Here is an 11861-nt window from a genome sequence, read left to right as displayed (position 1 = left end):
ACGCTCCCGGGCACGGTCAAGGCAGCCGTGCCCCGGGAACTGCCGTGCCCCTGCGGCAGCCAGGTCTGCTAAGAGGAGAAGGCATATGGAAAATGAGAATAAAGTTAACTGGGGCCGGGTAATGATACTTGCGGGGGCAGTCATTGCATTTACCATCGGCTCAGGATTTGCCACAGGACAGGAAATCATCCAATATTTTACTGCATACGGGGTGCAGGGAATTCTGACGGTATTACTATTTGCTGTCTGCTTTGTCTATTACAATTATAATTTTGCAAAGGCAGGCGCAGAGGAAAGATTTGAAAAAGGGAATGACGTTTACAAATTCTATTGCGGAACATACATTGGGACATTCATGGATTATTATTCAACTGTTTTCTGTTATATGTCATTCTTTGTCATGGTAGGCGGGGCTGCGTCCACCCTGAACCAGCAGTATGGCCTTCCCTTTGTGGTGGGAGGCGTGATCCTGGCAGCCCTGGCCATCTTTACCGTGGTAGGCGGGCTGAATTCGCTGGTAGACAAGATTGGTATGGTAGGACCGGCCATTGTTGTACTTTGTATCGGAATCGGTGTGGTAACCCTATTAAGGGACGGCGGCCAGGTTGGCGCCGGGCTGGATATCATACACAGCGGCGCCTTTGCACAGGCGGGCGGCGAAACCATCAAGAACGCAGGACCTAACTGGATGATTTCCGGTCTGTCCTATGCGGGATTCGTGCTTTTGTGGTTTGCCAGCTTTACGGCGGCCCTGGGGGCCAACAATAAAAAGAAAGATTTGGAATACGGAGTTTATCTGGGGACACTGGCTGTCTGTGTGGCCATCATCCTGATCATGTTTGCCCAGATTGCCAATATCAATACCTCCGGCATCAGCAACAACGGGATTTTTGTTTGGAATGCAGATATCCCCAACCTGATTCTGGCAGAACGGATCTGGAAACCATTTGCCTCCATATTCGCGGTCGTGGTATTTGCAGGCATTTATACGACAGCAGTCCCTCTTTTATATAACCCATGCGCCAGGTTTGCCAAAGAAGGAACTGCCTGGTTTAAGGTTTTAACGGTTATTTTAGGCGTTGCAGGGCTTCTTGTGGGACTCTTCCTCCCGTTCAGGGTCCTGGTCAATGTGATTTACGTGCTCAATGGATATGTGGGCGCGGTATTGATTTTATTCATGTTGTGGAAGAATATAAAAGATACGTTCATACATAAAAAATGAAAATCTATCTGATAGACTGCGACAGTTATTCGCGCAGGGAACTGACCCGTATGATTGAAGGGGAGGCGTTGGGGGAGGTGGCCGGCGTATCAGCGGGCTGGGACGATGCGTGCAGGCGGATTCCCGGAATACGCCCGGATGTGATCCTGGCGGACTTACCCCTTCCCGAACTGAAGGTCATCACATGTATTTGCAGGATAAAGGAGGCGCTTCCGGCAGCGTCCATCATCATGCTGTCACAGGCCCATGATATGGAAACCGTCCAGAGGGCGTATGAGGGAGGCGCTGAACTGCTTCTTCACAAACCGGTGAACATGGCGGAAATCAGGAACACCCTGCGCAGCATGGAAATGGTAAAGAACATGCAGTGGATCCTTAAACAGGCCAGGAGCGGCGTCATGGGGACCCCGGACCCGGACGGGGAGGCAGGACGGTCAGGAGCGCCCGGCAGCGCAGTAAGCTTAAGCCTTTCCATCAGGCATCTGAAGGAAATCCTACAGGCAATCGGAATCCTCAATGAGGCCGGAAGCAAGGATATCATCCGGATTGTCAGCCATATGATTGAACAGGAGCTGGAGTTTGGGGATATTACAATCCGGGAACTGTGCACAAGGATGAAACAGAATTCCAAAAGCGTGGAGCAGCGCATCCGCAGGGCTGCCTCGGAGGGCATGTACAACCTGGCCCTCAGGGGGCTGGACGATTATGCGGACCCTGTATTCAATGAATTTGCAGGAAGGCTTTACAGCTTTGAACAGATGAAAAAAGAAATGAACTATATCCGCGGGAAAAGTGAGAAGCATGGCAATGTCCGGATCAGGAACTTCCTTGGAGGCCTGCTGGAATGCTGCCGGGAAATGTAGGGCAGGCATGCTGCCCATACATTTGGGATAAGATTCCGGTCCCGGGGCGGCGGACAAAGGTCATATGACCATGACCGGATGACCGCAATCCCGCTCCACATGCCCTATGGCAGCGGCCTGAGGGCATACCTTAAGGATGGCTTCCATGACGCGTCCTGCTTCTGGACGGGCAACGCTGTATAGCAGGCCGCCGGATGTCTGCGGGTCAAAGAGCAGGTCGTGGATGTTGGCGGCAAGACGGTCTGGAAGGGAGACCTTTTCCTTCAGGTATCCCATGTTCTGGTAAGCGGCGGCAGGAACCAGTCCCATGGACGCAAAGGTATCCGCCCCGGGGAGCAGGGGTACCCTGGAGCTGTCTATGACAGCGGTAAGTCCCGTGCCCGCGCACATCTCGAAGCTGTGTCCCAGCAGGGAAAAACCAGTGACATCCGTACATGCATGGATACCGCCGAGACTGCGCACTGCGTCCGCAGCATACTTGTTCAGGGCGGCCATGGATTCCACCATGGAATGGCGCGCTGCCCGGCTTAAAAGGCCGCCCCGGTCAGCGGTTGTCAGGATACCGGTGCCCAGGGGTTTTGTGAGGATCAGCACGTCCCCTTCCCGTACCGTGTCGTTGCGGAGGATACGGCTGGGCGAGACCAGGCCCGAGACACAAAGGCCATACTTGGGTATGTCATCCTTTAACGTGTGGCCGCCCACCAGGATGGCCCCGGCCTCGGCCACCTTATCACATCCGCCCCGTAGTATGGCATTGACTGCCTGGGGAGGAAGGGAATCCGGAAACATCAATACGTTCATGCACAGCCGGGGTTCCCCGCCCATGGCCCATACATCGGACAACGAGTTGGCGGCTGCAATCAGGCCGTATTCGTAAGGGTCGTCCACGGCCGGGGGAAAGATATCCACGGTCTGGATCAAGGCCAAATCAGGGGAAAGCTCATAGACAGCGGCATCATCCGCAGTGTCATACCCCACTAACAGCCGTTTATCGTGAAAGGTTGGTAAACCGCGCAGGACCTGCGCGAGGGCGTCTGGCCCTATCTTGGACGCTCAGCCGCCGCAGGAGCCGGTGAGCTCTGTAAGTTTAATGTCTGTCATGGGCAGTACTCCTTATGTTTTGTTAATATCTGTCGAATGCTGGCAGATTCTATTTTCTATCATATTCGATTCCGGCATTTTGTCAAGGACATTTGTCTGGATTACATTAAGTTTCAGGAGGCAGGGAAAAATGGGAACCATATATGATTTAATCATCCTGGGCGCAGGACCTGCAGGTCTTGCGGCAGGCCTTTACGGCGGCAGGTACCGTCTGGACACCCTTTTGATTGAGAAAAGCCAGGACGGGGGGCAGATTGCCATCACATCGGATATTGAGAATTATCCGGGCCAGATGGTTGAGGAGGAGGAATCCGGGGCAACCCTGATCCGGCGCATGACAAAGCAGGTGGAGAAATTCGGCGTGCACAGGGTCAGCGCTGCCATTGAAAAGACGGAGCTTGAAGGACCGGTAAAACGGCTGATTGATTCCAAGGGCAATGTCTATGAAGGGAAGACCGTGATTATTGCAACCGGTGCCCATCCAAGGCCCATTGGCTGTAAGAATGAAAAGGATTTCCTGGGCAAAGGCATTTCCTTCTGCGCCACCTGCGACGCCAATTTCTACGAGGATATGGAGGTCTATGTGGTGGGCGGCGGCGACTCAGCCATTGAGGAAGCCATTTATCTGACGAAATTCGCCAGGAAGGTAACGGTGATCCACAGAAGGGACCAGCTCAGGGCTGCCCAGTCCATCCAGGAAAAGGCATTCAGGAATGAGAAGCTACATTTCATGTGGGACAGTGTGGTGGACGAGGTAAGCGGCGACGGAATCCTTGACAGGATGGTGGTAAGGAATGTGAAGACCGGCCGGCTCACCGAGGTCCTTGCAGACCCGGATGACGGGATGTTCGGGCTTTTCGGCTTCATCGGATATCTGCCCAACACCGGACTTTTAGAGGATAGCGGACTGGCCATGGAAAATGGATACATCCGGACGAATGAAGACATGCATACCAATATTGAGGGAGTGTATGCGGCCGGCGACGTAAGGGTGAAATCCCTGCGCCAGGTGGTGACGGCTGCAGCTGACGGCGCCATAGCGGCATGTCAGGCCGAGCACTATGTGGCTGATATGCAGTAATGGATGGGATTGGTGGAAAATCTGCGGAAGTACTTGATTAAACACGGATGTCCATGTATAATATAGACAAAAGTTATCGCGATTACATATAAACGGTATCAATGCAGCTGAATGATATGAATGCAGTGCAGACTGAAAAAGGAGGATATGAACGTGACCGATTTGACAAAGGAAAATTTTGAGGAAGAAGTGCTGAAGGCAGAAGGATATATCCTGGTGGATTTTTACGGCGACGGGTGCGTGCCCTGCGCAGCCCTTATGCCCCATATCCATGGATTTGAAGAGGTGTATGGCAGTACAATTAAGTTCTGCTCCTTAAACACCACAAAGGCAAGAAGGCTTGCCATATCCCAGAAGGTCCTGGGACTTCCGGTCATCGCCATCTATAAGGATGGACTGATGATTGACTCCAGGGTAAAGGAGGATGCAACACCTGATTCCTGTGAGGAAATGATTAAAAAGTATGCTTAAAGCCAGCAAAGGCTTATGCATAAATAAAATGAAATAGGAGGAAATGATATGGCAGTTTTAAAAGACAAGTACGCGATTATCATCGGTGACCGTGACGGCGTACCGGGACCGGCCATAGAAGAGTGTGCGAAAACAGCCGGCGCAAAGATAGCCTACTCCTCTACGGAATGCTTTGTCTGAACGTCCGCGGGTGCTATGGATCTGGAAAACCAGAAAAGGGTTTTAAAGTTAAGTGAGGAATACGGACCGGAGAACATCGTTGTTCTTCTGGGCGCTGCAGAAGCAGAGGCAGCCGGCCTGGCCGCTGAAACCGTTACGGCAGGCGACCCCACTTACGCAGGTCCTTTAGCAGGAGTCCAGTTGGGACTAAATGTATATCACATTTGCGAAGATGAAGTAAAGGCAGAGGCAGACCCTTCTGTTTATGATGAACAGGTGGGAATGATGGAGATGGTTATGGACGTTCCGGCAATCCATGAGGAAGTGGAGAAAATCCGCAAGGACTACGGAAAATACTGATCCGCAGCCTGTCTGAGGATTGCAGGAGCGTATCCGGAACAGGACGCGCCGCGAAAGATTGCGGCGCCAGCCTGTTCCCATCCCGACGGGCGCTGCCTTGCTGGCGCCTGTATCATACAGGAGTCAGGGAAGGGACAGGACGGTCGGTACACAGGTTGTTCATGAAAATTGGGGGACTTACAGAATGAAAGGTTATCCGGTTATTAAGGGGACCAGCTATACATTGGCTGCCACCCCGGATATGGTTATATATAACGGCACCACGCAGACAACCGAGCGGGTTGTGAACCCGGACTCCGGGTATCTGGTGGAACTGCCGGAACACCTGAGGGAATATGAGGACGTGCTTTCCTATATCCCAAACCAGGTTTACATAGGGAATGCGTCCCATGAGGAACTGGGGAAAACACCGTTCCCATATTATGATAAAAAGTGGAATGAGCCAAAGGAAGAAGGTCCTTTTGGCTGCATACTCCCTGAAGATGAATTTTACGGGGTCATGCACATCTGTGATGTGTTCGAACTGGTCATGCTGGAGGAAGGGTTCGCGCGGACTGTGAAGGATAAGCTGGAAAAGCGCGGCATGTTCACACAGCAGCAGCTGGAAGGGCTTCTTAAGAATAACGGGCCAAGGGAAGAACTGGAACGCCTTGTAAGGGAAGAGCATTCCGAGGGGCTTTATATCCACAGGAAAGAACTGGCAGGCGTTGTAAAGCGCGCCCATGATGTGGATGTGAACCTGTCCGCCCATGTGATGCTGGAAAACCTGGTGTCCAAGGCGTCCAACGTCCTCTCCCTGATTGAACTGAAGCTTAAGAACGGGTTCAATCCCGATGATGTGGAATATGTGATTGACTGCTGCGAGGAAGCCTGCGGGGACATGAACCAGAGGGGCGGGGGAAACTTTGCCAAGGCATCGGCTGAGATAGCCGGATATAAAAATGCCACGGGCTCCGATGTGCGCGGTTTCTGCGCAGGACCCGCCCATGCCATGATACATGCAGCTGCCCTGGTCAAATCAGGCACATTTAAAAATGTCATTGTCACGGCCGGCGGATGTACCGCCAAGCTGGGCATGAACGGCAAGGACCATGTGAAGAAAGGACTTCCAATCCTGGAAGACTGTATTGCAGGATTTTCCGTACTGGTATCCGAGGACGACGGAATCCATCCCCGGATACGCACGGATATAGTGGGATGCCATAAAATCGGAACCGGCTCAGCGCCTCAGATGGTCATCAGCTCCCTGGTGGCGGAACCCCTTGAAAAGGCTGGGCTTAAATTCACGGATATTGACAAGTATGCGCCGGAACTTCAGAACCCGGACATCACCAAACCCGCGGGGGCAGGGGATGTGCCGGAAGCCAACTATAAGATGATTGCTGCCCTGGCTGTCATGAAAAAGCAGATTGAACGGGCCGATATCCCGTCCTTTGTAAAAAAACACGGAATGACCGGCTGGGCGCCCACCCAGGGCCACATTCCATCCGGAGTCCCGTACCTGGGGCCTCTTGTAAAGGAATGTATGGAGGGCAGGACGAAACGCGCCATGATTGTGGGCAAGGGCTCCCTGTTCCTGGGCCGCATGACCAACCTGTTTGACGGGGTATCCTTTGTGGTGGAAGCCAATGAGGGGAATTGTACAGCAGGGGGCGTGAAGGACAAACGTGCAGACGCCGGGGATATAAATACCTGGGAAGCAAAAACAGGAGAAGTGAAGGCCGGGGAAGTAAGGGCGGAACGTACGCAATCCGCATTGGCACGGGCTGTGTCCTGCTGCGGCGCAAAGGTGGTATTTGCACTGGAGGGCAGCGAGCACGGGCGGGAGGACATGGATCTGGCCCTTGACCTGGCTGCCAGGAAGGGGATTGAGGTAAGGGTCTGTGACGGCCCGGATGCCCACAAGGACATGGAAGAGGCCCTGGCGTCAGGAGATGCCCAGGCAGCCGTGACCATGCACTATCCATTCCCCATCGGTGTGTCAACCGTGGGCAAGGTAATAACCCCTGCAAAGGGAAAGCCCATGTATATTGCCAATACCACAGGGACCTCGGACACGGACCGGGTATCTGCCCTGGTCAGGAATGCCATTGCAGGAATCATTGCAGCCAAGGCTGACGGTGTCCCAAACCCGACGGTGGGGATTGCCAACATAGACGGCGCCAGGGCATGTGAAAAGATTTTAAAGGCCCTTAAGGAAAATGGATATGATATCCGGCTGGCAGAATCCGCAAGGGCGGACAAGGGCGTGGAGATGAGGGGCAACGACCTTTTGATGGGCACTGCGGATGTGGTTGTGATGGATTCCCTTACCGGAAACCTGATGATGAAGATGTTTTCCTCCTACACCACCGGCGGCCAGTATGAGGCATCCGGATATGGCTACGGACCGGGCATCGGCGAAGATTATGACAAGCTGGTCATGATTGTATCCAGGGCTTCCGGCGCGCCTGTGGTCGCAGGGGCCATGGAATATGCGGCCAGCCTGATCGCAGGCGGCTGGAGGGAGGTTGCGGCCGCGGAATATGCGGCTGCCAGAAAGGCCGGACTGGATACCCTCTTAGCCAAGAACGCCCCGGCCAAGCAGGAGGAGGCAGGGGAAGCGGCCTGCCCGCCCAAGGAAGTGGTGACAGCGGCCATCCCGGGAATCGAGGTCATGGATCTGGATGACGCGGTGAGGGCGCTCTGGAAGGAAGGCATCTATGCGGAAAGCGGCATGGGATGCACAGGACCCATTGTCCAGATGTCCCAGGCCAACCTGGAAAAGGCAGCAGGGATATTGAAGAAAGCAGGATATATAGATTGATTTAAGGTTCATGGGATGTGTGGGGGAGAGGGCGCCATTCCCCCGCCCGCCACATTTCCCATGGACCGCATCCCATGGAGGATTTTTAATTATCAGGGAGAAAGTTGGGTAGCTGGTGCGCCCCGCGGTCTTCAAAACCGTTGTGTGGAGTTAGGAGCTTCACGGGTGGGTTCGATTCCCACCATCTCCGTTTGGGTGTGTTTTGCCTTAAGTGGGCGCATCCATGTCAAAGTATACAACTGAATCATATCGCTTTATAATTGGGAGGAAGTTGGGTAGCTGGTGCGCCCCGCGGTCTTCAAAACCGTTGTGTGGAGTTAAGAGCTTCACGGGTGGGTTCGATTCCCACCACCTCCGTTTTGCTAATTATGCAGCAGGTGCCGTGGACGGGCAGGACTCAGCCCGTGTTCAGGTACAACCAAGGAGGTAGACCGATGGAAGACAGACAAGTGCTTCTGCGCGGGCTTCCTAAAGTGGACGAGGTGCTGCAGGATAAGCGCCTCGTCTTATTTTATGAAACCATGCCAAGGCCATTGATTGTGGAAACAGTAAGGGATGCAGTGGGGGACATGAGGACGGCCGTTCTGAAGGGGACAATTGACAGGGTCCTGAGCCGGGACGAGATCATGGACAGGATAACCGCCATACTGGCGGAAAAGAAGAAAAAGCCCTTAAGACGGATACTCAATGCAACAGGGGTAGTGCTCCATACCAATCTGGGGCGGGCCAGGCTCAGCAGGGAGGCGTCACAGGCAGTGGCGGATGTGATGGATGCATACTGTACCCTGGAATATGATCTGAAGTCAGGGACAAGGGGAAGCCGCCACCTGATTGTGGAGGACATTGTAAAAAAGGTGACAGGGGCCGAGGCAGCCATGGCCGTGAACAATAACGCGGCAGCCACCATGCTGGTCCTGGCAGCCATGGCCAGGGGAAAGGAAGTGGTTGTCTCCAGGGGGGAACTGGTGGAAGTGGGAGGTTCCTTCCGGATTCCCGATGTGATGGGAGAGTCCGGCGCCATCCTCAGGGAGGTGGGGGCCACCAACAAGACCAGGATATCCGATTATCGGAATGCATATGAAGAAGGGGTGACCGGCTGTTTCATGAAGGTCCACACATCCAATTACCGGATAGTGGGATTCACGGAGGATGTGGGTCTTAAGCAGATGTCGGTCCTGGGAAAGGAACTGGGCCTTCCTGTGATTTATGATATGGGCAGCGGGCTTATGACGGATTTAAGATGGTATGGGCTGGATGAGCCGACGGTGACGGATGCCCTTAAGGATGGGGCGGATGTGGTCCTGTTCTCCGGCGACAAGCTCTTAGGCGGCCCCCAGGCAGGCATCATCATCGGGAAAAAGGAATACATAGACAGAATGAAGGAACACCCTCTTGCCAGGGCATTCCGGGTGGATAAGATGACCCTGGCAGCCCTGGAGGCAACCTTTTCACAGTACATTGACCAGGAGGCGGCGGTAAAGGAAATACCGGTGCTTAAGATGATCTGCGCGCGGCCCCATGAACTGAAGGAAAGGGCCGGACAGCTGGCCGACATGCTAAAAGCCGCATGCCCGGGTTTTCATTATGAGATAGAATCCTGTACGGACCAGGTGGGCGGGGGGAGCGCCCCTGCCTGCGTGCTTAAGGGATATGGGATTGGGGTATGGAAGGAAGACCTGCCTGCCCAGAAGCTGGAGCGGAAGCTGAGGAAGGCCCCTGTCCCCCTGATTGTGCGCGTAAACCATGACAGGGTGCTGGTGGATGTGCGGACCCTTGCGGATGAGGAATTTCCTCTGGTGACCGAGGCCTTTCTGTGGGCGGCAGAGGGCGCGCCGGCCGATGGGGCAGGGATTTTTCCTCACATGAAAGGCGGTGAAGGGTAATGCAGAATATCATTGTGGGGACAGCAGGCCATGTGGACCATGGAAAGACCTGCCTGATAAAGGCGCTTTCCGGCTTTGACACAGACAGGCTGAAAGAAGAAAAAAAGAGGGGGATTACAATTGACCTGGGATTTGCCAATCTGCCCAATGATGCCGGACTTCACATCGGGATCATTGATGTGCCGGGCCATGAGAAATTCGTGAAGAACATGCTTGCAGGTATTGGGGGAATCGACCTGGTACTGATGGTCATTGCAATGGACGAGGGGGTCATGCCCCAGACCACGGAACATTTTGAGATATTAAAAATGCTCCACATCCCACAGGGAATCCTGGTACTGACAAAAAGCGATATGGTAAATGAGGAGTGGGCTGAAATGGTGGAGGCGGATGTGGAGGACATGGTCCGGGGCAGCTTCCTGGAACATGCCCCGGTCATCCGGGTTTCATCCTATACAGGGGAGAACATTGAGCTTCTCCATGATACAATCATCCGTATGGTCTCAGACCTGGGAAGCCGGAGCACGGAACCGGAACTGTTCCGCCTTCCCGTGGACCGGGTGTTCACAACAGAAGGGTTTGGGACCGTGATTACAGGAACCCTGCAGGAAGGGATGGTACAGACAGGACAGGAGGTCATGCTCTATCCACGGGAACGCCTGATTAAAATCAGGGGAATCCAGTCCCATGGCTGCCGGGAAGACGCTGCATATGCGGGACAGCGCACGGCCCTGAACCTTTTGAATGTTAAGAAGGAGGAACTGAAAAGAGGGGATGTACTGGCCTATCCAGGCTCCCTTGTGACGTCCACGCTGGCGGATGTGAAGCTGTCCATTTTCCAGACCAGCGACAGGGAGCTTAAGTCCGGGGACAGGATTCATCTGAACTATGGCGCGGCACAGACCATTGCCAAAGCGGTCCTGATGGACAAGGACCGTGTCGGGCCAGGGGAAAGCGCCTATGCCCAGATCCGGTTTGACGAGCCGGTGGTGCTTAAGAGGAATGACCGGTTCATCATCCGGTTCCTTTCTCCTGTGGAGACATTCGGAGGCGGCATTGTGCTGGATGCGTCCCCTTATAAACACAGAAGGGGGGATGAGGAGGCCATAGGATCCCTGCATAAAAAGGAAACAGGCACGGACCAGGAGGTCATGGAGCTGATGATTAAGGAAGAGAGCAGGCGTTTCCCGTCCGTGGACCGGATAGCGGCAGATATGGATATGCCAAAATCCCGGGCCTGTCATATGATCGGCGCCTTAAAGGACAGTAAGCGTATCCTGCTATTGTCCGATGAGTCCGTCATCCATATGGATTACTGGAAAACAATCGCGGATTATGCGGACGGTCTGCTGTCAGGGTATCACAGGGAGAACCCAATCAACGAAGGCATGGATAAGGAGGAATTCAAATCCAGGCTCAGCGAGGAATTCCGGCTGAATGACATGAGGAAGGGCGCCGTGCTGCTGGCAGAGCTGGTCAAGCGCATGGTGGTCAAGACACAGGGGGCCTATGTATCCGGCAAGGATTTTTCCACCCAGTATTCCAGGGAGTTAAAAGGCATGCTGGAGCAGATAGGGACCATATACGCCCAGGCCGGAATCGAAGCGCCCCTTACCGTGGATGTGCTGAATCAGTTCAAGGATAAGAACCGGGCAAAGCAGATTATTGCCGATATGCATAAGAACGGGCGGCTGGTGAAGCTGAACCCGGCGTCCTATATGGACAGCGCTGCCTATGGACAGGTGCTTGCAAGGCTTAAGGATTATCTTGCGGCGAATGGGGAGATATCCCTGGGCGAGTTCCGGGACATGTGCGGCACATCCCGTAAATACGCGGTGCAGATGCTGGAGTTCATGGATAAGAAAAAGATAACAAAGATGATGGGGGAGAAACGGGTCCTGATATCCTGAGATTG

General features: G+C 53.9%; 9 protein-coding genes and 2 tRNA genes. 10 read left to right on the top strand and 1 reads right to left on the bottom strand.

Going from position 1 to position 11861, the window contains the following annotated elements:
• Positions 1-85 precede the first annotated feature (85 nt).
• Together DWX59_RS06540 and DWX59_RS06535 are read left to right on the top strand one after the other, a co-directional pair.
• Positions 86-1222 carry a YkvI family membrane protein gene (locus DWX59_RS06540; protein ID WP_117557380.1) on the top strand — a complete coding sequence of 379 codons (1137 nt, stop codon included), beginning with the start codon at positions 86-88 and terminating at the stop codon, positions 1220-1222.
• A complete protein-coding gene (locus tag DWX59_RS06535) occupies positions 1219-2085 on the top strand; it encodes a DNA-binding domain-containing protein (RefSeq protein WP_117557379.1) in 867 nt (288 codons plus the stop codon). Before DWX59_RS06540 ends, DWX59_RS06535 begins: the two co-directional genes overlap by 4 nt.
• Before the next feature lie 60 nt (positions 2086-2145).
• On the opposite strand, the gene selD is transcribed toward DWX59_RS06535, so the two are convergent.
• The gene (gene selD, locus DWX59_RS06530) at positions 2146-3129 is read right to left on the bottom strand and encodes a selenide, water dikinase SelD (RefSeq protein ID WP_117557378.1); all 984 of its coding nucleotides are present in this window, start codon (positions 3127-3129) and stop codon (positions 2146-2148) included.
• Between the two features lie 187 nt (positions 3130-3316).
• Here selD and trxB point away from each other — a divergent pair, with 187 nt between their 5' ends.
• The 8 genes from trxB to selB all read left to right on the top strand — a co-directional run bounded on the left by trxB (position 3317) and on the right by selB (position 11856).
• Positions 3317-4267, top strand: coding sequence for a thioredoxin-disulfide reductase (trxB, locus tag DWX59_RS06525; RefSeq protein ID WP_117557377.1), 951 nt, complete (start codon positions 3317-3319; stop codon positions 4265-4267).
• A 153-nt stretch (positions 4268-4420) separates the two neighbouring features.
• The gene (gene trxA, locus DWX59_RS06520) at positions 4421-4738 is read left to right on the top strand and encodes a thioredoxin TrxA (protein WP_117557967.1); all 318 of its coding nucleotides are present in this window, start codon (positions 4421-4423) and stop codon (positions 4736-4738) included.
• Positions 4739-4786: 48 nt separating this feature from the next.
• Positions 4787-5257, top strand: a complete 471-nt coding sequence (gene grdA, locus DWX59_RS06515; RefSeq protein ID WP_082173904.1) for a glycine/sarcosine/betaine reductase complex selenoprotein A — start codon at positions 4787-4789, stop codon at positions 5255-5257.
• Between the two features lie 184 nt (positions 5258-5441).
• Positions 5442-8063: a glycine/sarcosine/betaine reductase complex component C subunit beta gene (grdC, locus tag DWX59_RS06510; RefSeq protein ID WP_117557376.1), complete on the top strand. Its 2622-nt coding sequence runs from the start codon at positions 5442-5444 to the stop codon at positions 8061-8063.
• 96 nt (positions 8064-8159) lie between these two features.
• Positions 8160-8253: transfer RNA gene (locus tag DWX59_RS06505), tRNA-Sec, on the top strand.
• A 73-nt stretch (positions 8254-8326) separates the two neighbouring features.
• Positions 8327-8420, top strand: a tRNA-Sec gene (locus DWX59_RS06500).
• 77 nt (positions 8421-8497) lie between these two features.
• Positions 8498-9946, top strand: a complete 1449-nt coding sequence (selA, locus tag DWX59_RS06495) for an L-seryl-tRNA(Sec) selenium transferase (RefSeq protein WP_117557375.1) — start codon at positions 8498-8500, stop codon at positions 9944-9946.
• Positions 9946-11856 carry a selenocysteine-specific translation elongation factor gene (selB, locus tag DWX59_RS06490; protein ID WP_117557373.1) on the top strand — a complete coding sequence of 637 codons (1911 nt, stop codon included), beginning with the start codon at positions 9946-9948 and terminating at the stop codon, positions 11854-11856. Before selA ends, selB begins: the two co-directional genes overlap by 1 nt.
• Positions 11857-11861: the final 5 nt, after the last annotated feature.

It is taken from the genome of Enterocloster aldenensis, from assembly GCF_003434055.1.
GTDB lineage: Bacteria > Bacillota > Clostridia > Lachnospirales > Lachnospiraceae > Enterocloster > Enterocloster aldenensis.
This window is presented reverse-complemented; position numbering and strand designations above follow the sequence as displayed.